Genomic DNA, 26,024 nt, shown 5'->3' on the forward strand with positions numbered 1-26,024 from the left:
AAAAGTGACCGACTTACGATTCTGCGGCATCCCCTTTTCTAATGATAACAACATTGACACGGCGGTTCATTTGTTGGTGCGCCTTAGTGTCATTTGGAACAATCGGAGAATGTTCACCATATCCGACGAAGCGCATTCGGTCGCGAGCCACCCCTTTGTCAGCCAGACGTAGCAGAACATTGCGGGCACGCGCCCCTGAGAGTTCCCAATTAGAGGCAAATTTTTCACTGGAAACAATCGGATTATTATCCGTATGTCCTTCGATACTCACTTCATTATCAACACTTTTAATAATCTGACTGACAGCTTTCAAAATGGGATCCGCTTGATCTTTTAGCTTGGCGCTACCAAGATCGAATAAAATTTGTTCTTTAAAAGTGACGCGGACGCCCTTCGGTAAATTGCGCAACGAAATCACTGAACTTAAGTCATTTTCTTTAATAAACTTTGAGAGGTCTGCATAAAGTTCATCAAGTTTTTGTTCTTCCTTGTCATCGTCGTCATTCTCATGCTTCGGCATTGTTGGTATCGGCTGATTGGAGCCCGGCGGCGTCCCGCTGTCCGTCACAACCGCATCCCCTTTGAACGCAGTTTGGAGTGAATCTAACAACGAATTAAACTTTTGATTCTCCACCTCGCTCATCGAATAAAGGACGATGAAAAACACGAGCAGCAACGTGATCATATCCGCATAAGTGACGAGCCAACGATCTTGGCCCCCTTCACCGCTTTCTTCCTTCCGTCGCCTACGCCTATGCATTCACATTCACGTCCTCAACTTGCTCACTTTCAGACTTCACTTCATCATCGATAAATGCCATTAATTTATTCCGCAACAATGTTGAGTTTTCACCGTACTGGATAGAGATTAAACCTTCTGCTTGCAACTCCTTGATCATCAAATCGTCATCCAATCGCGCCTTGATTTTATTGAAGATCGGCAAATAAATCACATTGGCGCTGGCCACCCCGTAAAGAGTAGCGATGAAGGCAACCGCGATTGCCGGTCCCAAAGCACTCGGATTATCTAAACTGCCTAATACATGGACAAGCCCCATAACCGTCCCGATAATCCCCATGGTTGGTGCAAAACCGCCAGCCGTTTCAAACACTTTTCCTATTGACAGCATCCGGCGTTCGTAAAGTTCGATTTCCCGGTTCAAAATGTCTTTAATTGTCTCACCTTCAACACCATCCACGATCATCCGGATGCCTTCTGAAAGAAACGGGTCGTCTTCATACATGTCCTGTTGTGTTTCTAACGCCAAAAGACCTTGACGCCTAGACACATTGGAGAGCTCGACCATGTTCTCCACCGTTGTCATCGAATGAGATGAGCTGGCTGTAAATGCATATTTTATGATAAAAGGAACTTTCTTTAATGTCTTAAGCGGAAAACTTATAATGACCGCACCGATCGTACCGCCAAACACAATTATCGCTGCTGTCTCTTGTAATAGTGATCCGAGCGTTCCACCCTCTATGAGAAAACCAACGACCAAAGATAATATACCTACAAACAGGCCAATAATTGTTGTAACATCCATTTGTCAAACACCCTCTCAAAACGCTACCTCTAAGTGTCATATCGGATTCATGGCACCGATTATTTAGAGAGATAAGCGAATTTTGTCGGGCGTTCTCCAATAATGGTTGAAAAGACTCACAAAAAGGGTAAATACTGTCGAATGATCAGGGTTCATCTTAAACTTTAGTCTATTATGACTAGTCTTTTTTAACTATTTCTTGATAACTTTTAGAATACTAGCAGAAATCTAGTGACATTTTTGTTAATATGAATTCAAATGAATTGGAACATTGTCGAAAACCGATGAAATTTGATGATTGGAGCATGGTCTATGAATCACAGGCGAATCAAGACAGACAATTTAATTCCCGAACTCCGATTAGTTCAAGACCTTTATGATGATCATCACACGCTTGTATATCCCGCTGGTACCCTATTGGATCAGGCAAATTTGGCGGCCATTCAACAGATGCCGGTGAATGATGTGATCATTGCTCCCCCGGATTCGTCTATGTCAAAGAAACATCTTCGGCAGTTATTTTTCCAAACGATGCGCGAAATCGGCATGGAAGCCAGATACGGCCGGCTGATGAATCAGTCAAGCACCTATGAATGGCTGGCCGACCTGTTTGTCCGTCTCATGTCCGACGCTTGGACAGCCCACTTGCTTTTCTCACTGAAACAATGGGACGTTTATTGCTTCAATCATTCGGTTGATGTGTTTGTATTAGGAACGTCATTAGCAAGGAAGACAGGTAATACAGATCTGGATACCTTTGCACGGGGCTGCCTGCTCCATGACATCGGGAAACGGTTTGTGCCTAGTGAAATTTTACAAAAGCGAGGGAAATTAACACAGAGAGAATATCATGCTGTTAAACAACATACGTCCAAAGGCGCTTACATGCTCGAAGATCTTGGTTTTTCCCATCGTGAAGCCCGGCTTGCCCGCTCACACCATGAACGTTTAGATGGATCAGGCTATCCCGATGGCTTAACGACGGAAACCCTCGATCAAGATATTAAAACAATTATGATCATAGACGTTTATTCAGCTTTGACACTTGAACGTCCTTACCGCCGGCCGCTTCCGGCTAATCAGGCCATTGAGCGGGTGTTGAATGATCATCATCAATATGATCCATTTTTTTACTTTGCTTTTATGGAAATGCTTGATATTTATCCCCCTCAAGCTGAAGTTGAACTCTCAGACGGACAAAAGGCATGGACAGTGTACAAGAAAGACACAGATGGTCCTGTTCCAGTTGTTCGCTTGCATGGGAATACGGACCCCCTTCAACTACCGGCCAACCTTTCTTTAGTCGTCAAACGAGTCATCGGCTGGAATGATGAGCGCGTCCAACAATTGACCCAGTATCACCAAACGCAATTTATCCAGTCGCTGCTCGACAACCATTATCATACTGCTCTAGAACTATTCGATGTGTTAACGGACGGGATGCGCGTGGAGGAAATCTATGCTGATATTATTGAACTTAATGCCAAGTATTTGAGCAGACAGAAACGTATAGGTGAAATGACTTCGAGAGCGTATGACACAGCCATTGAAGTGTTAATGGCGATCATGGATAACAAAATGTCCGAGTTCTACCCTTCCATTCAACATACGGGAGAGAAGATGATTTTAATCAATATGAGGGCGCGCCAAAGGCCGTCATTGTTCGACAAACTCATTCATGATGTCTTCACGGTTAATGGTTGGGACATCTATCATTTAGATCAAGGCGTATCGCCTGAATCCATGAGTCAAATGATGAACCGCTACCACGTCAATCATGTTGTCTTTGTCATTGATGATGATCAAACGCAGCATACCTTCCAAACTTTCCTATCAAACATTCAAAGATGGGTGCCTTCTTGTTTTCTTATGGCCTATGTTCATCAAGAAACCCATTGGCGTCCTGATGGCGTTGATATCTATGCTCATAGTATCAGGGACATACTGAGTCAAATGAAAACCAAACACTTGCTGTCATCATAAGTCAGAGGCTGGGGACAAATCTAAAACAGGATACTGAAATGCCAATAAGATATGAAAACAAGTTCTAAGCGTCGTCAAAATACGTAGACGCCTGCGGGAACAGCACGAACGCCTTAGAATAAGCTTCTTTGGACTGCGACGAAGCATCTTGCTTCTCTGCATAGGCCTGAAGATGCAGGAGCACGAACGCCTTAGAATATGCTTCTTTGGACTGCGACGAAGCATCTTGCTTCTCTGCATAGGCTTGAAGATGCAGGAGCACGAGCCGAAGATCCACTTGGTCAAGCGATTTTCTTGACCAAGTTAGCTGAGGCCGTGCCCGCGGCAAGCGAAGTATTTTGACGGAGCATTGACAGGAATGACGATTTTAAAGAAAACTTGGCTTATCGCCAAGCCTTAATGGCGAAAGCCTTAGTTGCACTTATACTTGAAGAAAGTTTTTATACTTTCTTTAAGTGTCAAAAAAATCATCCGAACTTGTTAATAACAAGTTCGGATGATTCTGCAATCGTCCACCCAAAAGTTGATCATCCTAATAGCAGCCCATTCCAATAGAAAAGCGCTGTCAAGAGTAAAATGACAAGCCACATGATAGCTGCCATTAATCCAGTTTTCATCAGATCCTTCTCAGTGAAATAACCGTATGAAAAACTAATCATATGTACAGGCGACTGTGTGATAAAAAAGAAGCCTGGAACGCCCGCAAGAAAAAAAACAGCCGGAAACAAAACGGGCGAGACCCCTGATAACTGCTCCCCAACGCTGAAACTAAGAGGAATAATAAACGTCATAATCCCTAAGACATTAACGAAAAACAACCGGATCACAAAAATCAAAAGGATAAACACCAACAGCAACCATACCAAGTGATCAGAATTTATAAACGTAATCATGTGATGTGATATCCATTCCAACAAACCGGAAGAAATGAGAAGATTTGATAACATGATCGTCGAAGCAAAAAAGAGAATCATATCCCAATTAATGGTCTGCTTGGCTTCCCCCCATTTCCAAACGCCTATACCTGGAAGCATCGTGACAGCGGCGCTCAACAATCCGATCAGCGGAATCGAATAATGGTGCAACGGCTGCAAAATCCACAACAGAACAGTCCCCGCAATGATCACCATCATTTTGATTTCATCTTTCTTCAATTGACCACGTTCAGCTAACTGGTCTCTAATGTAGGATACGATAAATTCCGGATTGACTTTCTCAAATGGAAAACATAGGTTCAACACAATCCATAATAATACCATGAAAATAGCAACCGGCGGTACAGTGAGCTGCATCCATTGTAAGAATGTCAGCGGATCAGCCAATTGATGGTTAATAAAGCCATACGTATAAATCGTCGAACTGGCACCTGTTGCAAAAAAAGCACCGGTCAATGCCGTTATATAACAGATACTTATAAACAACGCCTTTGATAGACGCGTCTTTTCCCCCGCCTGACTGACACTCACTATCACTCTATCCAACACCGATGTCACTAAGTTCGCCCGCCCAATGTTTGACGGAATCATCAATGCAAGCAGCGATATAAGCAAAAAACTGGCACTCACAATCTTTCTCCCGCTCCCTTTTGACCAATACAGAATATGCAAGGCAAGTCGGTGGGCAAGACCGGATTGAATCAATGCACCGGATAGCAGATAAGTGGCAAATAGCAACCACACAACCGGTGCACCGACAAACCCGAGCACCTTTTCATAAGTCCAAAAGTGAAACGCTAGAATGAGCATTAATAGAATAGATGAGTAGCCTAGCGGAAAGACACGTCCCAGCCACAATATCTGCATTATAATGAGTAGTGCACATGCCTGAATGTCACCGGGCCAATCAAAGAACAGCGGCACAATAAATAGGATATAAAGTGATAATGCAATAATAAGCAATATTAACTTTCGTCTATTCATCGTTGATATCCTAAAGATTAAGCCCGGTTTTACCCGCTCTTTTTTTCGAAACGATATCCATGACAAACGGATAGACCAAAGCTAGAAGAGTTAAGACAACTAAACCGATGGAAATCGGAGAATGGAAAAAGTAACCCCAGTCACCATTCGATGCCACAATCCCCTTCCGAAAGTTTTGTTCCATTTGACTGCCGACGATTAACGCCAAAATCATCGGTGCAATCGGGAACTTTAGGATCTTCATGAATAATCCTATCACCCCAAAGATCAGAAGGATATAGAAGTCAATAATACTATAGTTAAGTGTGTACGTTCCGACGAATGCCAAGACTAGAATGATCGGATAAAGAATCTTCGGCGGTGTATCCAATACGCGCACCAATAATCCTACCAGAAGAATGTTGAGAATAACTAAGAAAATATTCCCGATAAACATACTGTCGACCAACGTCCAGACCATATCTGGATTATTTTGAAACAATAACGGCCCTGGCCTCATACCCAACATAACGAGAACACCAAGCATGACGGCCGTCGTTCCTGAACCTGGGATCCCCATTGTTAGCAGGGGAATTAACGCCCCAACAGATGCCGCGTTATTCGCTGACTCGGGTGCTGCCAAACCTTCTGGCGCTCCTTCGCCCATCTCTTCCGGTTGCTTAGAAATTTGTTTTTCTGTAGTATAGGCTAGCATAGAAGCCATTGATCCACCCGAACCCGGCAAAACACCGATAATGAAACCAATAGGGCCACTCCGGATCATGGGCCATAAGGACCGTTTCCATTGTTTTTTGCTCATCCACGCTTTTCCGATTTTCTTCTTTTTTCCTGTGGTCTGATCAATCATTAAGTAGTTATACAGGACTTCCCCAACCGCATAAATCCCAATGATAATAACTAAGAAATTAATACCGTCACTCAGCTGTGGAATATTGAAAGTGAATCGATAGATCCCTGTTTGTAAATCAACACCTATAGTACTTAGCAATAAACCAATTGACATGGCAATGAAACCTTTTAACATGGCGCCTCGAGTCAATGAGACGACAGCCGATAAAGCAAAAACCATCAGCCAAAAAAATTCAGCTGGACCGAATTGTAAGGCAAAGCTCGCCAACGGCTTGACTAGAAAAATAAATCCGATAACAGCGATAATGCCGCCAATTAAGGAAGCAATAGCTGATATCGCCAATGCCGGCCCTGCTTGCCCTTTTTTCGACATTGGATAACCGTCGAAGGACGCCGCAATCGCCGAGCCGTCTCCCGGGGTATTTAATAGAATTGAACTCCTAGAACCCCCGTACATCGCACCATAATAGATCGCAGCCATTAGGATGACAGCAGATATGGGGTCCATTCCGAAAGTGATTGGAATGAGCACAGCCACGGCTGTCGCCGGCCCTAACCCCGGAAGCATCCCGACTATCGTTCCTAGAAATCCGCCAATAATCACCCACAGTATATTTATTGGCATCAACGCGTTCTCGAATCCATTCATAATATGCTGAAAGTCCATACTAAAGACACCTCCAATAACAGCAATTAGGTACAGTCAATTGGCTGCTGTCAGACAGCCTTTTATGGCAAACTGACATGTAATAATTTCGCAAATCCGTACCAAATCACCCAAGTAAATAGAACAGCAACCACAATATTAACCATCCATTTTCTTTTTGTTCGGACGCCATTGACTAAGCATAAAAGGAATCCTAAAAATAGAATGGTTGAAATCAAGAATCCAAGGGGTTGGAAAACCATCGTGTAAAGCAGACCAAGCACCAAACTACCAATAATTAAAAACGGAGTCCGATTTTTTAACAGCGCTTTCAGCTCTTCGTTTGCTTCAGTTCCACTGATCAACTCTTTAATAAAATAAACCGTACTGATGATAATCAAGAAGATACTGATGAATGCCGGAAAATATTTTGGAGCGTTTGGATCTCCAGTTGGGGCTTCCGACAAAGTTAACGTCCCAACAAGAAAAGCGACACCCACTAAGATAAAGAAAATGGGGACCCCATACCTTTTAAAAATCATAGAAACCCTACACCTCCTAATACCATTGAGGTAAAAATGGATCCCTGTGGGATCCATTTAAATTTAATATTTATCAGAGAGTCCCGCTGTCTCGATAAGATCTTTATATTGCTTAACCTGCTTCTTGAAAAATTTCTTTGCCTCACTGCTGTCTTTGTAGAAATCCTGCCACTCGTTGTTTTTCAAAACCTTTTGCCACGCATCGGTTTTCACCATTTTTCCGATTTTCTTATCCCAATAAGCGATTTGTTCTTCCGTCATATCAGGCGGTCCCATAATGCCTCTCCAGTGCGGGAATACAATGTCAACACCGGATTCTTTATAGGTCGGAATATCTTCCAAACCATCAATCCGTTCTTCTGAAGATACAGCTAAGATTTTCAGTTTGCCCGCCTTATATTGCTGTTTTGCCTCTGAAACCGACATGGTTGCAGCACCAACATGATGACCGAGCAAAGCATTGGTTACGTCTCCGCCGCTTTCATAGACTAGAAAGTCCAATTTCTTCGCACCAACGCCATATGCTTTGGCGGCTTTAAGGAAGGAAAGGTGATCGTCATTCCCGAGTCCTGGGGCCACCGCGATCTTTTTCGATTTCGGATCAGATTTCAGTTGCTTCATCAAGTCCTTTAGGCTCGAGATATCTGAATCCTTAGGCACGACAATGGCTTCCCATTCCGTGGCCAAAATAGCAAGGGGTGTGAAATTTTTATAAGTAAGATCACTGCGTCCCAATAAATGATTAGTGATTAAAAGACTTGAGTTAATAGCCAGTGTGTTCGGTCCTTTTTGCTTTAAATACTTCCAACCCACTTCACCGCTTCCACCTGGTTTATTGGCAACCGTAAGGGGTTTCTTGATCAGATTCTGATCTGATAATACTTTTTTCATCGCACGAGCGGTCGTATCCCAACCGCCGCCTGGGGTCGCTGGAGCCACAAACTCAATCCGCTTATTCGGCTGCCATCCTGAACCGCTTTCTCCTCCAGTGGATCCAGAACTACTTCCGCTATTAGAACAGGCCGACGCAAAAATCATAATAAAAGCGAGGGTAAGAATACCTGCGAATGTTTTCAAAATGATCATCTCCTTTTTGAAAATCGCTGCATGTCAGAGCCTAAATGTCAAAATGTCATGCAACTGTTTTCTCATTGTAAAGGGCATTAAATAAAATGTAACCGTTTTCCTAATTTGATTTTTAAAATTCATAAAACACATTTTGTTCATTTTGTTCACAAAATAGATCACGATATTATGAATAAATAAAATATTTCCGCTCCGGCCTCCCAACAATGCCGTATTCCAGTTCTGCTTGTCCTTCACCCGTAGAAATTAAATATTCCAAATACCTTCTTGCCGTCGTCCGGGAGGCCCCCATTTTTTCACTCATCGCTTCTGCCGTCATACCTTCGACAGTATTAAACAAAATGTTTTTGACCTTCTCAAGCGTTAATGAATCTATGCCTTTTGGTAGTTGATCTTTTTCAGGCATCCCCGCATTTGCGTGTCCGAAATAACGGTCAACCACGGATTGGTCCAGTTCTTGATGTGAAACAAGCCAGTCTTTTTTTCTTTTATAGTCTTCAATAGCTGTTTTGAATCGTTCAAGCTTGACAGGTTTGATCAAATAATTGAACACACCATATCGAAGCGAAGTTTCCAGCATGTCTTTCTCCGTAGCCGCTGTGATCATAATGATGTCAACGGACGGAAAGGACTTTCTGATTTCAGGCAGTAATTCGGTTCCGAACACATCGGGCATATAGATATCCAATAATAATAAATCCACATCATCGTTCCTTAATAATTCGAGCGTCTGATCGGCATTCAAAGCTTGTCCCACTACCGATACATTAGTGATGGATGATAAAAATTGTTCATGTAAGCTTGCGACACGAAAATCATCCTCGGCGATAGCAACACGAATCATAGACTCTCCCCTTCACTTACGAGTTTTTATTAATAGGAATGAAAACAGAGAAAATGGCTCCTCCGGTTTGCTGATTGTCCACCTCAATGGTTCCTCCCAAACTATCAAGAGCTTCCTTCACATTAGCTAATCCATAACCTCTATTATCTGATGCCTTTGATGAATATCCTTGTCTGAAAATCTTTGATATGTGATGTTCAGGTATGCCTTTTCCATTATCCGCTACCTCAAATACCACATCGTTGCCGACATCCCAAGTAAAAAAAGCAACTTGTCGATCCTCTTGGACCATGACAGCTTCGAAGGCATTATCAATTAAATTGCCCAGAATTGTAATGATCTTAGATATGTCAAAGTGCTCAGGCAAGACATCAAGCGAACTATGACGATCAATCGTGAAGTGAATTTTTTTCTCGGATGCTTGACTGATTTTTCCGAGCAAAATCGCCTGTACATTTGGATCATGAATTTGATTGAATATCACTTGACTTTGGTTTTCCTGGGAAGCCGCCTCCACTTGAATCATATCAATAGCCTCTTGGTAATGCCCCAATTGCAGCATACCGGACAGTACATAAAGTTTATTTTTGAACTCGTGGGTTTGTGCGCGTAAATCCTCGGAATACTTTTTAACTTCAGATAACGTATTAACCATGTCGCGTAATTCTGTCTTATCGCGAAAACTCGACACAGCACCAACAACACGTCCCTTTTCAATGATCGGAACCCTATTGGCAATGACCACTCGATCGTTAAGTATCATTTCTTGGTTACGATCCACAGTTCCATTCTCAAGAACGCTGTACAGCCGGGTATTCGGTATCACTTGCTTAATAGATTTACCTGATAAGTCGCCTTCCACGCCTATCGTGTCACAGGCTGATGCATTGATCATCGTAATCAGCCCTTTTTCGTCCACCGCAACAACGCCTTCCTTGACCGACTGAAGAATGGCCCCCCGCTCCCTGTATAAAGCAGCAATTTCATGGGGTTCAAGACCTAATGTATCCTTCCTTATGTTTTTGGTGAGAAAGACGCCGCCGACGATCCCGAATAATAATACTACCAAGGCAAATAAACCGATTGTTGTCATTTTAGTCCATATTTCTTGCTGAATGTCCTTTGTTAGAAAACCAACGGTCACAACGCCGACGAGTTTCTTGGCATCACCCACCTGTCTATAAATCGGAGATGTGCCTTTTAAAGAAGAGCCAAGGGGACTTGGTCCTGTAGAATTGTAGTTAGCCCCAAATACGATGGCTCTATTGTAACCGCCACTTTTTATGCTTTTACTCATTTCTTGTGTATCAGTAAATGAATAACGCACACCTTCTCGATTGCCAATAATGATGAAAGCTGCCCCTACCTCATCTTGAACATGATTGACAATGGGTTGAATGACGTCTGAGGGATGGTTGGTGCGTAAGGCTTGTTCAACGGCTGGGATCAACGAAACGGTCTTGGCTGTTTGCAAGGCGAGCTGAGCCTTTTGCTCCTTGATTTGCTTTGACTCCATATACGCAAATATCACCGTCAGCGAAATAATCATCATTAATATTAATGAAATAATAAGCCCCAATATCTTCGTTTGTAATGTAACCCTCAACAAGCGTTTGAGCAAGGTCGCCCTCCTTCCCCATCTATGTAAAAATCCTATATTCACTTTAACATTATAAACCTTCATATTTCCTAACGTTTTAAAAAAATAGGCATATACTATAACCACAATAGCTTTTAAGCAAGGAGGAGCGAACTTAATGGATCATATTCATGTGCAGGTGCAAACCCAAACTTATGTTGTACCTGAACGCAATATCAACGTTCAATATCCGCTTATCTATGGCCACGTTAATCCAGGGGTGCAGCAGACCATCAACCAAACGATTATGAACACACTCAATCGCTTAATCCATGATGACTTAACAAACCCCGATTTGGTAGAACTCGACGGTTGGTATGAAATCAAAACCAATGAGCGAGGCATATTAAGCTTAGCCATGTATGCTTATGCCTTTACTGGCGGAGCCCACGGCATGACGACCATTCAAACACTGACATTTGATGTCACATCAGGAAAGCAGTATCAATTGCAAGATTTATTTAATCCTAATAGTGATTATACGAAAGTACTAACTGACATCATTAACAAGCAAATTCAGCAACGAGACATTCAGATGATCGTCGATTCGGTCCCTGCCCCTGGGAATCAATCCTTTTATATCGCCGACAAATGCTTGGTCATTTATTATCAACTGTATGATTTAGCCCCTTATGTTTATGGCATTCCGTATTTCCCGATCTCCATCTATGAGATTCAAGACATCATCGATGAGAACGGTCCACTGGGGCAAATGATGGGATCGTTTTAAAAGAATGAAGAAGCGAAACATTGAGTTATGGTAGATAAAAAAAAGGCCCCACAAGTATCAATCCTACTTATGGGGCCCCTTGTTGCTAGCATTTATTTTTGTTCAATATTAAAGAAATGTTCAATGTCATCAAGCATTTCGTTCGCTGCAAGGACACCGCCGGCGGTGTTCCATGTAGCATCACTGACTTTATGAGCGTCACCTTCTTGGACAACCTCTAGATTCTTCCACAATTTGCTGTTCGTCCATTCATCCTCAACTTGATTGGCCTTACCATCACCGGTTTCATAAGTAAAGTAGAAGAGCTTATCACCATTCATTTTTGGAATCAGCTCTTTGGTCACATGCCTTTGTGCAAGGTCATCTTTCCTTTGATTCTCCGGACGCTTAAATCCGATTTGATCTAAAATCACGCCGGCAAATGAATTCTTGTGATAGATACGGATGTCACCCGCAACAAAACGGACGAGAGAAATTTCTTGATTCACTTTGTCACCAAGACGATCATGAATCGACTGGATACGGTTATCAAATTTCTCCAGAACTTGCTGACCCTTTTCTTGTTTATTCAGTGCTTTAGCATACTGTTTAAAATTAATTTTCCAATTGCCGCGAAGCGTTTCTGAAAATACCGTTGGAGCGATGGCACTCAATTTATCGTAAATTTTTTCTTGACGCATTTTATTGCCGATAATTAAGTCAGGATTCAGTTTAGCAATAGTATCAAGACTGACCTCTGATTCCGTACCGACAACCTTGACACCGTCCATCTGCTTCTTGATATGATCGTACCATGGATCACCTAACCACGATTTAACAGCGCCGACCGGTTTGACGCCCATAGCTAAAAGCGCTTCGGTTCCTTCGTTCGTCAAAACAACCACACGTTTCGGATCCGCCGGCACCTCTGATGTGCCCATAGCATGGTCAACTTTAATGGTATTTTCCTTCGATGTCTTATCAGAGCTACTATTAGAATTAGAATCCGACTGATCACTTTCACCGCTGCCACACCCGGCCAGTACAGTCAAAGCAAGGATAAATACAGAAAACATCTGTAAAAATCGTTTCATGTTCGTTGTCCCCCTCATTATTTTTATGCAAATTGATAATGATTATCATTTCCACAATTGACTATATAATGATTTGATAACGGTGTCAATAAAATACTGAAAATAATTCTCAGTATCATTGACAATGATTATCACTTACCATACACTTGAAGTAATTTGAATTAAGGGGTAACGGACATGCAAGGAGTTCTGACCAGTCAACTGACTAAGACGTTTGTGTTAATTTTCTCAATTATTCTTTTACTCCTAAGCATGGTTGCCAGCATTATTTTTGGTCTAACAGATATCAACTTATCAATGGTTTTCGATGCTTATACTCATTATACAGGTAGCAATAACCAAGTTATTATAAGAGAAACACGAGTGCCTAGAGCCTTGATTGCAACGGCCATCGGTAGCAGTCTTGCAATCTCAGGGGCCCTTATGCAGGGCATCACAAAAAATCCGCTGGCCTCCCCTAACATTCTTGGTGTGAATGCGGGAGCGAGTTTTTTTATTGTAATTGCCGTTACCATGTTCGGTGTCACATCAATATCCGCATTTACTTGGTTAAGTTTTGCCGGCGCAACAGTTGCCGCTCTCATCGTCTACATTGTCGGATCGTTAGGTAACGAAATCTCACCTGTACGACTGACATTGGCAGGTGCGGCAATCGCCGCCCTGTTCTCGTCACTGACACAGGGATTTTTGGTTTTAAATGAAAAAGCGCTTGATGCCGTGCTGTTTTGGCTTATCGGCTCCGTTCAAGGGCGCGATTTGGAAACGCTCACGGCCGTCCTGCCATACTTAGTTGCCGGATGGATTTTATCAATCGTGATTAGCAGCAAAATGAATGTGTTGATTCTCGGTGAAAAAGTGGCCAAAAGTCTAGGGCAGAATATTTTAATCACGAAAATGATTGTCGGTCTCATAGTCATCCTATTGGCCGGGGGTTCGGTCGCTGTTGCAGGGCCGATTGGATTCATCGGTATCGTGATTCCACATATTGCAAAGTGGCTGGTTGGTCAAGATTACCGGTGGCTGATTCCATACAGTGCTTTACTCGGCGCAATCCTTTTGCTGCTCGCGGATATCACGGCCCGTTATGTCATTATGCCCAGTGAGGTCCCGGTTGGTATTATGACCGCCGTCATTGGCACGCCGTTCTTCGTCTATATTGCACGGAAAGGGGTTTTCAAGACATGAAACGTTACGTCCCTTTTCGGCTAAAAGGAGTTTCCCTCCTGTTTGAAAAAAAGGCGATGGCTGTCATCGGCATACTCATACTCATTCTCATCGGCGTCTTAGTACTGAGCATCAGTGCCGGTGATGTGATGATCAATCCCATAGAGGTGGTCAACGGGATCTTTGGAACCGGTTCTGAGATGACTAATCTGATCGTGCGCTCCTTCCGGATGCCACGCACATTGTTGGCTGGGTTAGCAGGCATTGGCTTGGCTGTCGCAGGTGCAATTTTGCAGGGTCTCGTTAGAAATCCGCTCGCTTCACCAGACATTATTGGCGTCACTGGCGGGGCATCAGTAACAACAGTGGCCTTTCTCGCTGCCTTCAGTACAAATGACCATTCGCTGACGGTCAGTGTTCAATGGGTGCCGCTGGCATCTTTTATAGGCGCCTTGGCCATGATTTTCATTGTATTTATCTTGTCAAATAAAAACGGCATGTCAAGAATGCGCTTGGTTCTAATCGGCATTGGTCTTGCCAGCGGCGCGCAGGCCATTACTAACTTTTTGCTCGTCATGGGCTCCGCCTATTTGGCCACCAAAGCCAATATTTGGATTACTGGCAGTGTCTATGGGGCCACTTGGCAGCAGGTGACAATTCTCTCCATTTGGTCATTGATCTTTTTAATCCTGTCACTGGTACTCGCAAGGCGGATGAATGTCCAAGAATTAGGGGAAAACATCGCTGCCAGCGTCGGCAGTCACGTCAAACGTGACCGTAATATTTTATTAGCCTTATGCGCAGCGTTAACAGGCGGTGCCGTTGCCTTTGCGGGCGGTATCGGTTTTGTCGGTTTGATGGCTCCCCATATGGCAAGGCGTTTGGTCGGAACATCCTTCGGAAGCTTAATTCCGGCATCCGCGTTACTCGGAGGCATCATCGTTATATTAGCGGATACAGCGGGACGCACGCTGTTTCTCCCATTGCAAGTGCCCGTTGGTGTATTTACAGCAGCCATCGGCGCTCCATACTTCATTTATCTTTTATATATCAGCAGAAAGGCGAAGAGGTGACGAACATGAGCGTTTTGGAAGCCCAATCACTATCCGTTGCTTATGGTGACAATCTCGTTCTTGATGATTTGAATGTAAGCATTCCTGAGGGCCAAATCACAGTTCTTATCGGGCGAAACGGCTGCGGAAAATCGACCTTACTATCCACTTTGGCTCGTTTGAATAAACCCACAGGCGGGCATGTCTTGCTTGACGGTAAAAACATGGCACAAAGGTCGACGAAAAAAATTGCACGGCACATGGCTGTTTTACCTCAAGGTCCTCAAGCGCCTGAAGGATTAACGGTGCTGCAGTTAGTCAAACAAGGTCGTTATCCTTATCAAAGCTGGCTGCGTCAGTGGTCAGAAGTCGATGAGCAAGCGATTCAATACGCCTTAAATGTCACGAAAATGAGTGATTTGGCCGAACGCCAGGTTGCGGAATTGTCCGGCGGCCAAAAACAACGTGCTTGGATTGCGATGGTATTGGCTCAAGATACCGACACCATTTTGCTTGATGAGCCCACAACCTACCTGGATATGTCCCATCAGGTTGAGATCCTTGATTTATTGTTCGATCTCAATAAGGACAGCGGTCGCACGATTGTGATGGTTTTACATGACTTGAATCTGGCTTGCCGGTACGCTGATCATGTCATCGCAATTAATGATCAAAACGTGTACGCCCAAGGCGCTCCTGAAGACGTCGTCACTGAGTCTCTCGTTGAATCTGTTTATGATATGAACGTTGATATTACGCAAGATCCCATTTTCGGTACACCTATGTGCATTCCGCATGGCAAAGGCCGAAACGTTAAAATGGAGGAGCCCTATGCTGTCTTATCTTAATGCCGGAGAAGAACAGTTTTTGCAGGCCCATCTCAGATATACCAATCATTATCAGGATATGAACGCTACCCCGGTTCGTTCATTATTTACCGAGGAAACAATGACGAATTTCCTTCGTGAGGCGAGTCAAAAGTTGCAGTCGCCGTCACTTCTTGTCACGGCTTCTCAATTTTGTAAACGATACGCGTTTTTAATTACGGCACCGGCCTTGTATGCGCTAAGTGCTTTCCATAAACGGCTGGATGTCGATGTTGACAACTGCCGGATTGTTGACCATAGCAACAATGGACTGTGGATGCCCCAACTAACATTGAATAATCGGCATGTGACACCGCAGCCGGCATCGTCGGATCGAGAACATTGGCGGCGAACCGCGTTCACTAAGCTGTTTAAACATAATCTTTCACGAATCATCCGTTTACTGTCGGATATTTCCCGGGTTCCCGAGCCGATTTTATGGGAAAATTCGGCGACCTATATATTCTGGCTCTATGAAACAAAATTGCCGGAAAATGGCGTTCGATCCCTGGAGATGCGCGAAGACTTTCAAAGTCTGCTTGACGCTGATGGTGATGTTTTCGGGTGTGATTTTAATCCAATTAGACCCTTTTACACACCGAAGCGTGATGGTGTGCGTATGCGCAAGACGTGCTGCCAGTATTATCAAATCCCGGGTGCCGACTACTGTTCAACTTGCCGCAATGGTTGTATAGATGTTCGTCATCATACGCGTGCTAAAGTGAACGTAACATGATTGCCCCTGTTGAGAAATACTAAGAGAACGTACGCGAGGAACGATCTAATGACTGGAAATCAATAACTTATATTAAAAACCGGTCAACCCTTATGTCGTGATTTTAGCGGCGGGATGAGCGGTTTTTTCTTTAGAATGAGCGCTTTTCGTCTGAAAATGAGCGCTCCCACTGAAAAATTGAGCGCTCTCGACGTGAAATTGAGCGCTCCCACCGAAAATTGAGCGCTCTCGCAGAATATTGAGCGCTCTCGACGTGAAATTGAGCGCTCTCGACGAAAATTGAGCGCTCTCGACGAATAATTGAGCGCTCCCACTGAAAAATTGAGCGCTCTCGACGTAAAATTGATCGCTCTCACCGAAAATTGAGCGCTCCCAACGAAAATTGAGCGCTCTCGCAGAATATTGAGCGCTCCCACCGACAATTGAGCGCTCTCGCAGAATATTGAGCGCTCCCAACGAATAATTGAGCGCTCTCGACGAAAATTGAGCGCTCATACCCATCTACTTTTAAAAACCCCTTCCTTTTACATCACATTGGCGATTAAATCGGCGCATCATTCACCAAAAGCACTTCATCAATCATCAATAAGGTTTAACAATAAAATTTCCTCTCATATCAAGTTTGTCATTACCTTTCCAAGATGGTTAAATGTCTAACATACTTAAAATATTTGAGGTGACCTGCCAAAATGTGCGGCATATATGCCATGAATGGACAGATTTCAGATGAACAGATGAACCAAGTTTTAAAAAGCATGACCCACCGCGGTCCTGATGAAAGCGGGACACACACTCTAGGTCAATTTCAACTCGGACATCAACGCTTATCCATCATTGGCCTTGAAGATGGCATCCAGCCGATTACGAATGAACAACGAGATCAGTGGATAGTTTGTAATGGAGAAATCTATAATTATCAATCTTTAAAAGCATCTTTAAAGGGTCAAACCGCTTTTTTAACCGAATCGGACAGTGAAGTCGCCTTAAGACTGTACGAGGTTTCTGGCGCTGGCGCTATTGATCAGTTAGATGGGATGTTTGCATTCTTCATTGCCGATGAACAACAGAATACCTTTCTTGCCGCCCGTGACACATTAGGTATCAAACCCCTTTATTATGGCTATGATGCCGATGGCGGGATGGTGTTTGCATCAGAATTGAAGACCGTCTATCTTGTTTCCGAAACCGCGCAGGAATTTCCGCCGGGTCACTATTACACCCCAGAGACAGGATTTGTTTGTTATCGGGAGATTCAGCGAACAACAGACAGCACCGATAATCACCCTGACACTTACAGAGAAGGCATTCGCAAATATCTAACCCAAGCCGTCGAAAAACGAATGCTCGCTGACGTTGACGTCGGTGTCTTGCTTAGCGGAGGGCTTGACAGTAGTTTAATTGCTGCGATTACTGCTAAACTACGGAATAAGAACAATCATACCCCACTGAAATCCTTTTGTGTCGGTTCAGAGGGTAGTGAAGATATCAAGCGAGCACGTGAGGTCGCCCAGGCCATTGGTACGGAGCATTATGAATATATTTATACTGAGAAAGAAATCATTAATATTCTCCCGGATGTGATTGGCCACTTGGAATCTTTTGAACCCTCTCTTGTCCGCAGCGCTTTGCCAAACTATTTCGTGTCCAAATTGGCATCTCAGCACGTCAAAGTGATTCTTTCAGGGGAAGGTGCGGACGAGCTGTTTGCCGGCTATGACTATCTCAATCAATTTCAAACAACAGCATCTTTAAACGAAGAGATTCTCAGAATCATTCAATCCTTGCATAACATTAACCTACAGCGCGCCGACCGCATGAGCATGGCTCATTCTTTGGAGTTACGTGTCCCATTTCTGGACTTGGATCTCATCCAACAGGCGCTCAAAATTCCTGCAGGATTGAAACTTCACAAGGAAGCTCGAATGGAAAAAGCCATTTTAAGAGAAGCCTTTGATGGCTGGCTTCCGGATCATGTCTTGTGGCGCAAGAAAGAGGAATTTTCTGCGGGCAGCGGCGCATTAGATATCTTGGAACGCTATGCCAATGAAGTGATAACGGATTCTGACTGGAACAAGCTTAATGCCCAGGCCCCTATTTCTCTTAGGAGCAAGCAAGAGTGTCTCTATTTTAAAATTTTCCAAGATCGCTTCCCAAAACCATCTGCTATCGAAACCGTCGGACGATGGGCGACAGCCTAATTTGGGACAAATCTAAAGCAGAATACTCAGGAAGCCGAGCAATAAGATATGAAAGCAAATTCTAAGCGTCGTCAAAATACTTAGATTCCGGAAAACGAAGGATTTTGACGAAGCGATGCAAGAATGACTATTTTCAACAAATAATCCGAACTGATTTGATTAAAATCGTTCGGATTATTCTGTGACGAATATACTTTTGTCCTAGCCTATCTTTTAAATCGCATATACAAGAAAATTGAGTATGAACAAACAAGCAATAACACCAATCGTGGCATTGATCTCATTTGTTCTGCCTTGAGCCATTTTAAGAACGGGATAAGCGATGAAACCGAACGCCATTCCATCAACAATACTTGATGTCAACGGAATAAGTGCAATGATTAAAAACGCCGGAAACCACTCTGTAAAATCTTGCAAATCGATATTTTGTATATTTTGAATCATCAATGCCCCAATAATTATTAATATGGGAGCAATCGCGCTATCTGGTATTAACTGGATCAAAGGCATTAAAAACAAGGCCGGTATAAATAAGAGTCCTGTTATCAAAGCTGTGACCCCTGTTTTTCCCCCAGTATTAATACCTGACGCACTCTCTACGGCTGTCATCGTTGGACTTGAACCGAGTAATCCTGAAGTCACAGCAGAAAGCGCACTCGCTTGATAAGCCCGCCTGTACTTCTTCTTGTCTGATAGCAAGCCATGAAGGACACCCATATTTTCAAACACAATCACCATTGTCACAGACAAGGTCACCATCCAAAAGGTCACCGATGTGATGCGGTCAAATGACATGACATTAAACACATCTTGATAGCTCCCCAATGTCGGGCCACGCCAACTCACGCTTGAAAGCTCAGTCACACCAAATATAAGTGCAAGGATCGTACCGGCTATGACGCCAAGAAGCAGATTTCCTTTAACATTACGACTAAATAAAATCACGGTGATAATTAGCGTCAGAATGGTAACGATCACAGGGGGACTCCCTAAATCACCAAGCGCAACAAAGGTATCCGCATCACTAACAACCAGACCGCCCTTTTGCAGGCCTATAAATGTAAGAAAAAAACCGATGCCAACGGTGATCGCATCCTTCAACGATTGCGGAACTGCATGAGACAGCAGAGATGCGAACCGTGAGAACGCAACGACTACGAAAATCAGACTGGCTATGAATACTGCTGCCAATGCTTCCTGCCATGCCAGCCCCATTGACTGAACCATTACATAGGTGAAAAAGGCATTAATCCCCATACCCGGCGTAAGAATAACGGGTGCATTGGCCCAAAATCCCATAAAGATACAACCGACGAACGATGTTAATACTGTTGCGATGATCGCAGGCTGATATGGGATACCTGCTTCCTGTAAAAATGAAGCATTGACGATAATAATATAAGCAATGGTCACAAAAGAGGTGACTCCTGCCATCACCTCTTGCTTGATTGTAGAACCATACTCATTGAAGCCAAAAAAACGTCGTAACTTCAAAAAAAGTTTCTCCTTGCTTAAGGTATCCCTCACCCACCCGTGATTTCAGAACAGAAAATCACATATTAAATTATATTTTTAAACTAACATGCCTGCAATAGCAGCGCTTAATAGATTGGCTAACGTACCAGCTATTATCGCTTTAACCCCTAATCTGGCAATATCGCCACGACGATTTGGAGCCATAGGACTCAATCCACCAATTAAAATCGCCATGGATCCAACATTGGCGAACCCGCACAATGCAAAGGAAATGATCGTTTTCGTTTTTTCCGTATACTCAGCGATATTTGGGCCGAAGTTTGAAAAAGCGACAAACTCATTTAAAACAATTTTTTGCCCAATTAACGAGCCGGCACGGATGGCTTCATCCCAAGGCACACCAATAAGAAACGCAATTGGTGAGAAAATATAACCTAGGATTTGCTGCAAGGTGATGTCAAGACCAACCCAGCCGCCAACCCAATCCAAGAGAAGATTGATTAAAGCAATTAACGAGATGAAGGCAATTAACATGGCGCCAACTGTTAAGGCCAGTTTCAAACCATCACTTGCCCCTCTGGCTGCAGCGTCGATGACGTTCGTTGTCTCTGTATCTTTCTCTAGTGTAACATCATCTGTTGTTTCTTCTTTATGACTCTCGGGAATAATCAACTTCGCCATTAGTAGACCTGCCGGCGCTGCCATAAAGCTTGCAGCAATGAGATATTGCATCGGTACACCTAGGAGTGCATAACCAGCTAGAACCGATCCGGCAACGGTGGATAGTCCACCAGTCATCACGGCAAACATCTCAGAGTTCGTCATATTTTTGATATACGGTTTAACGACGAGAGGCGCCTCTGTTTGTCCAAGAAAAATGTTCCCGGCCGCGTTCATGGACTCTACCTTGCTCGTTTTTAACAACTTTTGAAGAGCGCCGCCTAAAAGACGAATCATCCATTGCATCACGCCGAGATAGTACAAGACACTAATTAATGAAGAGAAAAAGATAATGACAGGTAACACTTGGAACGCAAATATACTGCCGTCCTCCGGTAAGACCGGACCAAAAAGAAAGTCAATGCCGGAGCCGGCTGTGCCAACCACTTTCTCCACTTTATCCGAAACCCATTTAAGTGCTTGATGGCCCAGCGGCCACTTTAAAACAATAAGTGCAAACAAAATTTGTATGACTAGCGCCAACAAAATTGTTCGGAAATTGATCGCTTTTTTATTGTTTGAAAATAAAAAGGCGATTCCCAGAATCACAATAATTCCTAAAATACCCCACAGGATTTGCACCGTTACTCCCCCTATATTCAAGTAAATAATGTGTAACCGGTTCCATATATATATAAAATAGACAACCTTATTTTAAATTCTTAAGTCTCTATAACAACTAATGTGTAACCGGATACACATATAATATATAGGCTATTATATCATTTGTCAATTAGTAAAATAAACAGCTTACTCCCACTTTCTTTCCTATTAAAATTGGATTGACAACTTTGTAAACCTTTAAATATAATAAATGTAACGGGTTACATAGTTGCTAGATAGAAATGACTTTTCCTAGAAAGCGGTGGGCCGATGCCAACAATTAAAGAAGTCGCAAAAACGGCCGGTGTGTCCGTCGCTACAGTGTCAAGAGTGTTAAATAATAATGGTTATGTCGGGGAGGACACACGAGAGAAAGTATCCCAGGCCATAACAGAACTGAACTATAAACCCAATGCAGTCGCCCGTAGTTTATATAAGAAACAATCGCGGACAATTGGTTTGATCGTTCCTGATATTACAAATCCTTTTTTCCCCGAGCTTGCACGGGCGGTTGAAGATGTCATGAATCGTAAGGGGTATACAGTCATTCTCGGTAACTCAGATGAAAAAGCCGAGGAAGAAAAAGCTTATCTGACAATGATGGAACAAAAATATGTGGACGGGGCCATACTGGCGACGAATACGATGGATAATGAACAAGTACATGCCTTTAATAAGCCTGTGGTTGCGATTGATCGGGCCATTGATTCAACGGTTCCAACAGTGTTCTCCGACAATCTCAGCAGTTCTAGAGAAGCTGTTCGCCACTTGAAAGATTTAGGATGCCAAGTGATTGCCCATGTGCGCGGACCGGAACATGTGAATAACGCAAATATCCGCTGTCAAGGTTATATCGATGTCGTCGGAGAGACAAACTGGTTCCATAACGGCTACATTGTTAATGGGAACTATAGTAGTCAAGAAGCTTATCAGTCCGCCTTAACACTGTTGAAAGACCATCCGGAAATTGACGGTATTTTCGCAGGGAACGATTTAATGGCTATCGGTGTATTAAAAGCTGCGCGCGATTTGAATATTGTTGTCCCGGATCAATTAGCGGTCATTGGTTTTGATGGTATTTCTCTATGTGAGACAACGTTCCCGGAACTTTCAACGATGGCTCAGCCCATCTACCAACTTGGGGAAACAGCAGCTGAGATGCTGATTGATCTCATAGAACAAAAACAACTAACAAAACCTTATCGAAAATATTCTGCTCAGTTAATTCAACGACAATCGACCAACAAGTCCCTCATCATGAGTGCTCATGATGATCAATCCTAATTGGAAGGTGATATACTAATGAAAAACACGCCAAAAATTGCCGTTGTTGGCAGTCTCAATATGGATCTTGTCACCCAAATTCCCGTCATACCCGCACGCGGGGAAACACAATTTGGTGACCATTTTTCAACGAATCCTGGAGGTAAAGGGGCGAATCAAGCTGTTGCCTGTGCCCGATTAGGTGCTGACGTTAGCATGATAGGGTGTGTGGGCCAAGACGATTTTGGCAAACAACTGCTCACTAATTTAAAAAACGAAGGCATCAATGCCGACAATGTGGAACCGGTTACAGAAAAGACAGGCATTGCTACGATTATTGTTGAAGAGAACGACAATCGAATCATCGTGACGCCAGGAGCTAATCATGCCCTAACACCCGAAATGGTTGATCAAGCCTCAGATGCCATTCAAGCAGCAGACGTTTTATTAGTCCAATTAGAAACGCCGCTCGAAACCGTTAAGGCAGCGATGAAGACAGCCAAACAACATGACGTACCGGTGATTTTAAATCCCGCACCAGCCGTCGGGCTTGGACCAGACGTCATACAAGATGCAACGTTTTTGACCCCTAACGAACATGAATTAGCAACGATGTTAGGTCGTTCTGACGTTGATCACGATTTCAAAACTGCTTTGCAATCGTATCCTGGAAAAATCATTATGACAAAGGGAAGCGAAGGCGCCTATTATTCAACCTTCAATGGTGAACTAAAACATCAACCAGCTGTTCCAGTTGAGGCAGTCGATGCCACAGGCGCCGGAGATACGTATAACGCCGGACTTGCTGTTACGATTGGACAAGGAAAGCCACTTGAAGACGCGGTTCAATTCGCTACTTACGCGGGGACATTGTCCGTCGCCAAACACGGGGCCCAAGATGGGATGCCTTATCGCGAAGAAGTGGACAAATTAGTCAAAGCATCACAAAAAGACTAATCATTATTGTCGTCCTAGCTTTTTAAAACCAATCTCCAATTAAGGAATATTTTTCAAGCATGACCCTATCATTTGAGCCTGATCTAAAAGGAGCGAAAAGTTATGAAAAACATTATTTTAGACGTGGATACAGGTATTGATGACGCACTGGCAATTAGCTATGCCGTCCATTCCCCAGAATTGAATATTCTAGGTATCACAACAAGTTTTGGTAATACAACGGTACCCGAAGCCACCCGAAATACCTTGCAGCTCTTGGAAGCCCTCGGTGCTGAAGACATTCCTGTCATTCCAGGCGTTGATAAGAAATTTAATGGGGACGAACCTCATGAAAAAACAGCATCAATTCATGGTGAAAACGGCATTGGTGAAGCTGTGCTGCCACCGGCAACGACGAAGGCCTCGGATGGACTAGCCCATGACTTTATTATTTCAGCCGTTCGTGAACATCCGCATGATATCACGTTATTGCCAACCGCGAGTCAAGTCAACTTAGCGACGGCCATTAATAAGGATCCAGAAATTATTTCACTCATCGATGAGGTCATTGTCATGGGCGGAGCTGTGCGGGCGCCTGGAAATATCACGCCTTACGCTGAAGCTAACATATACACTGACCCAGAAGCCGCCCAGCTCACATTTCAATCGGGCCTTCCAATAACCCTCACTGGTCTGGATGTAACCATGCAAACGATGCTTGAACGCTCCGTTTTGAATGAATGGCGCGATAAAGATACCGTATTGTCCCGTACATTGGCGGATGCTTGTGACTTCTATATCGACGCTTACATTAAAAATAATCCAGGTATGAACGGCTGTGCCCTGCACGATCCATTAACTGTTGGTATAGCGATTGATTCGTCTTTTGTTAAAACTGAACCTTTGAAAATTGATGTGGTCACTGACGGTGAATACGAAGGCCAAACCTTTGAGACCCATGAAAAGGATCATCCCAATATTAAAGTCGGTCTCGGTGTCGATGCCGACCGATTTGTTGCCCATTTTCTTGAGCGTGTTGTCTAATAGATCTTGAACATAGTTACAAAAAAACCGAAACACCCCCTTTGCCTCCAAATATAGCAGAAGCGGCAAAGGGGGTGCTTTATATGGATCAATCATAAAAAAACCTTGAGTTACATTGATAGGAGCCGATTTTCAAACGCCTTCAGGATGTGAAACCACAAGCTCACAGTCACCTTCGATTGTTAACTGATCAATGGTTGCTGGAACAATGAAGTGATCGCCTTTTTTCAATGGATTTTCTTGATCCTTTGTTCGGATGTTACCTTCACCACTGATCACACTTGCCAGCAAATACGGTTCCTCGCGTTCATGAGTCAATTGGCCGCGGACATCCCAATGATAAACTGAAAAATAGGTTTCCTTAGCCAAACGTGTCTTCACGTAAGTTGTATCTTGTCGGGCAACGTAGTGATTTAAAGGATCTTTATGGGGATAAGATGTCACTTCAATTGAAGGTTCTATGTGCAATTCCCGTAACTCACCGTCGCCCCCCCGGCGATCATAATCATACACACGGTAAGTGATATCCGAACTTTGCTGGGTTTCAAGAATTTGAATACCGGCACCGATAGCATGAATCGTTCCGCTCGGGACGTAGAAAAAATCACCAGGCTTTACTTTCACGCGCCGCAATAGCTGATCCCACTCACCTGCATCCACTTTTTCCCGGAATTCAGCCGATGACTGGGCATGGTGACCAAAAACAATTTCGGCATCGGGTTCACTATTTAATATATACCAGCATTCTGTTTTGCCGTAGGGCTGCTGCTCCTTTTCCCTTGCATAATCATCATTTGGATGAACTTGAACAGATAAATCGCGCTTAGCATCCAGAATCTTCGTTAATAACGGAAAAGCATCGCTCGTATCACCATTGAAGAGATCACGATAATTATTAAAAACCTCGTCAAGTGTCATGCCTTGCAACGGGCCGTTTATGATGCTCGAAGGACCGTTCGGATGGGCTGAAATCCCCCAGCACTCCCCCGTTGTTTCGGATGGAATTTCATAACCAAATTCATCTCTTAAGGCTGTACCGCCCCAAATTCTTTCTTGCAGAACGGGTTTTAAAAACAAAGGTTCATCGTACATAGGCCCACTCCTTCAA

Annotated in this window: 23 protein-coding genes; 10 read left to right on the forward strand and 13 right to left on the reverse strand. The window is 43.6% G+C overall.

Going from position 1 to position 26,024, the window contains the following annotated elements; all coding sequences use genetic code 11:
• Window positions 1–13: 13 nt before the first annotated feature.
• Window positions 14–760 carry a flagellar motor protein MotB gene (locus B9Y89_RS05335; RefSeq protein ID WP_085522195.1) on the reverse strand — a complete coding sequence of 249 codons (747 nt, stop codon included), beginning with the start codon at window positions 758–760 and terminating at the stop codon, window positions 14–16.
• Window positions 753–1,547 (reverse strand): flagellar motor protein, encoded by a 795-nt coding sequence (locus tag B9Y89_RS05340; protein WP_085522196.1) that lies wholly within the window; start codon window positions 1,545–1,547, stop codon window positions 753–755. The genes B9Y89_RS05335 and B9Y89_RS05340 overlap by 8 nt, the downstream gene beginning before the upstream one ends.
• Window positions 1,548–1,859: 312 nt before the next feature.
• Here B9Y89_RS05340 and B9Y89_RS05345 point away from each other — a divergent pair, with 312 nt between their 5' ends.
• Window positions 1,860–3,530, forward strand: a complete 1,671-nt coding sequence (locus tag B9Y89_RS05345) for an HD-GYP domain-containing protein (RefSeq protein ID WP_176222113.1) — start codon at window positions 1,860–1,862, stop codon at window positions 3,528–3,530.
• Between the two features lie 64 nt (window positions 3,531–3,594).
• On the opposite strand, the gene B9Y89_RS05350 is transcribed toward B9Y89_RS05345, so the two are convergent.
• The 7 genes from B9Y89_RS05350 to B9Y89_RS05380 form a co-directional block, all read right to left on the reverse strand.
• Window positions 3,595–3,792: a hypothetical protein gene (locus B9Y89_RS05350; protein WP_085522198.1), complete on the reverse strand. Its 198-nt coding sequence runs from the start codon at window positions 3,790–3,792 to the stop codon at window positions 3,595–3,597.
• Window positions 3,793–4,057: 265 nt separating this feature from the next.
• The gene (locus B9Y89_RS05355; RefSeq protein ID WP_085522199.1) at window positions 4,058–5,449 is read right to left on the reverse strand and encodes an SLC13 family permease; all 1,392 of its coding nucleotides are present in this window, start codon (window positions 5,447–5,449) and stop codon (window positions 4,058–4,060) included.
• 10 nt (window positions 5,450–5,459) lie between these two features.
• Window positions 5,460–6,965 (reverse strand): tripartite tricarboxylate transporter permease, encoded by a 1,506-nt coding sequence (locus B9Y89_RS05360; protein ID WP_085522200.1) that lies wholly within the window; start codon window positions 6,963–6,965, stop codon window positions 5,460–5,462.
• A gap of 62 nt (window positions 6,966–7,027) precedes the next feature.
• On the reverse strand, window positions 7,028–7,486 hold the full coding sequence (locus tag B9Y89_RS05365; protein WP_085522201.1) for a tripartite tricarboxylate transporter TctB family protein: 459 nt from the start codon (window positions 7,484–7,486) through the stop codon (window positions 7,028–7,030).
• Between the two features lie 63 nt (window positions 7,487–7,549).
• Window positions 7,550–8,563: a tripartite tricarboxylate transporter substrate binding protein gene (locus tag B9Y89_RS05370; RefSeq protein ID WP_085522202.1), complete on the reverse strand. Its 1,014-nt coding sequence runs from the start codon at window positions 8,561–8,563 to the stop codon at window positions 7,550–7,552.
• Window positions 8,564–8,738: 175 nt separating this feature from the next.
• Window positions 8,739–9,416 carry a response regulator gene (locus B9Y89_RS05375; RefSeq protein WP_085522203.1) on the reverse strand — a complete coding sequence of 226 codons (678 nt, stop codon included), beginning with the start codon at window positions 9,414–9,416 and terminating at the stop codon, window positions 8,739–8,741.
• Window positions 9,417–9,432: 16 nt separating this feature from the next.
• On the reverse strand, window positions 9,433–11,037 hold the full coding sequence (locus B9Y89_RS05380) for an ATP-binding protein (protein ID WP_369596718.1): 1,605 nt from the start codon (window positions 11,035–11,037) through the stop codon (window positions 9,433–9,435).
• Between the two features lie 136 nt (window positions 11,038–11,173).
• On the opposite strand from B9Y89_RS05380, the gene B9Y89_RS05385 reads away from it, so the two are divergent.
• On the forward strand, window positions 11,174–11,785 hold the full coding sequence (locus B9Y89_RS05385; RefSeq protein ID WP_085522205.1) for a DUF3298 and DUF4163 domain-containing protein: 612 nt from the start codon (window positions 11,174–11,176) through the stop codon (window positions 11,783–11,785).
• A gap of 92 nt (window positions 11,786–11,877) precedes the next feature.
• Here the strand turns inward: B9Y89_RS05385 and B9Y89_RS05390 are convergent, their stop codons facing one another.
• Window positions 11,878–12,858, reverse strand: coding sequence for an ABC transporter substrate-binding protein (locus B9Y89_RS05390; RefSeq protein ID WP_085522206.1), 981 nt, complete (start codon window positions 12,856–12,858; stop codon window positions 11,878–11,880).
• A 177-nt stretch (window positions 12,859–13,035) separates the two neighbouring features.
• Here B9Y89_RS05390 and B9Y89_RS05395 point away from each other — a divergent pair, with 177 nt between their 5' ends.
• The 5 genes from B9Y89_RS05395 (at window position 13,036) to asnB (ending at window position 18,874) form a co-directional block, all read left to right on the forward strand.
• Window positions 13,036–14,043: a FecCD family ABC transporter permease gene (locus B9Y89_RS05395; protein ID WP_085522207.1), complete on the forward strand. Its 1,008-nt coding sequence runs from the start codon at window positions 13,036–13,038 to the stop codon at window positions 14,041–14,043.
• A complete protein-coding gene (locus tag B9Y89_RS05400) occupies window positions 14,040–15,095 on the forward strand; it encodes a FecCD family ABC transporter permease (protein WP_085522208.1) in 1,056 nt (351 codons plus the stop codon). The genes B9Y89_RS05395 and B9Y89_RS05400 overlap by 4 nt, the downstream gene beginning before the upstream one ends.
• A gap of 5 nt (window positions 15,096–15,100) precedes the next feature.
• A complete protein-coding gene (locus tag B9Y89_RS05405; RefSeq protein ID WP_085522209.1) occupies window positions 15,101–15,922 on the forward strand; it encodes an ABC transporter ATP-binding protein in 822 nt (273 codons plus the stop codon).
• The gene (locus B9Y89_RS05410) at window positions 15,906–16,676 is read left to right on the forward strand and encodes an IucA/IucC family C-terminal-domain containing protein (RefSeq protein WP_176222114.1); all 771 of its coding nucleotides are present in this window, start codon (window positions 15,906–15,908) and stop codon (window positions 16,674–16,676) included. Before B9Y89_RS05405 ends, B9Y89_RS05410 begins: the two co-directional genes overlap by 17 nt.
• A gap of 689 nt (window positions 16,677–17,365) precedes the next feature.
• Window positions 17,366–18,874 carry an asparagine synthase B gene (gene asnB / locus B9Y89_RS05420; protein WP_085522212.1) on the forward strand — a complete coding sequence of 503 codons (1,509 nt, stop codon included), beginning with the start codon at window positions 17,366–17,368 and terminating at the stop codon, window positions 18,872–18,874.
• Between the two features lie 213 nt (window positions 18,875–19,087).
• Here the strand turns inward: asnB and B9Y89_RS05425 are convergent, their stop codons facing one another.
• On the reverse strand, window positions 19,088–20,368 hold the full coding sequence (locus B9Y89_RS05425) for an NCS2 family permease (protein ID WP_085522213.1): 1,281 nt from the start codon (window positions 20,366–20,368) through the stop codon (window positions 19,088–19,090).
• Window positions 20,369–20,446: 78 nt separating this feature from the next.
• On the reverse strand, window positions 20,447–21,652 hold the full coding sequence (locus B9Y89_RS05430; RefSeq protein WP_085522214.1) for a NupC/NupG family nucleoside CNT transporter: 1,206 nt from the start codon (window positions 21,650–21,652) through the stop codon (window positions 20,447–20,449).
• Window positions 21,653–21,943: 291 nt separating this feature from the next.
• On the opposite strand from B9Y89_RS05430, the gene B9Y89_RS05435 reads away from it, so the two are divergent.
• The 3 genes from B9Y89_RS05435 (at window position 21,944) to B9Y89_RS05445 (ending at window position 24,916) form a co-directional block, all read left to right on the forward strand.
• Complete coding sequence (locus B9Y89_RS05435; RefSeq protein WP_085522215.1) at window positions 21,944–22,957, forward strand: LacI family DNA-binding transcriptional regulator; 1,014 nt, start codon at window positions 21,944–21,946, stop codon at window positions 22,955–22,957.
• A gap of 18 nt (window positions 22,958–22,975) precedes the next feature.
• Window positions 22,976–23,893 carry a ribokinase gene (gene rbsK / locus B9Y89_RS05440; protein WP_085522216.1) on the forward strand — a complete coding sequence of 306 codons (918 nt, stop codon included), beginning with the start codon at window positions 22,976–22,978 and terminating at the stop codon, window positions 23,891–23,893.
• Between the two features lie 102 nt (window positions 23,894–23,995).
• Window positions 23,996–24,916, forward strand: coding sequence for a nucleoside hydrolase (locus B9Y89_RS05445; RefSeq protein WP_085522217.1), 921 nt, complete (start codon window positions 23,996–23,998; stop codon window positions 24,914–24,916).
• Window positions 24,917–25,048: 132 nt separating this feature from the next.
• Here B9Y89_RS05445 and manA read toward each other — a convergent pair whose 3' ends face one another.
• Window positions 25,049–26,008 carry a mannose-6-phosphate isomerase, class I gene (gene manA / locus B9Y89_RS05450; protein ID WP_085522218.1) on the reverse strand — a complete coding sequence of 320 codons (960 nt, stop codon included), beginning with the start codon at window positions 26,006–26,008 and terminating at the stop codon, window positions 25,049–25,051.
• Window positions 26,009–26,024 lie beyond the last annotated feature (16 nt).

The sequence above is a fragment of the Tuberibacillus sp. Marseille-P3662 genome, from assembly GCF_900178005.1.
Lineage (GTDB): Bacteria > Bacillota > Bacilli > Bacillales > Sporolactobacillaceae > Marseille-P3662.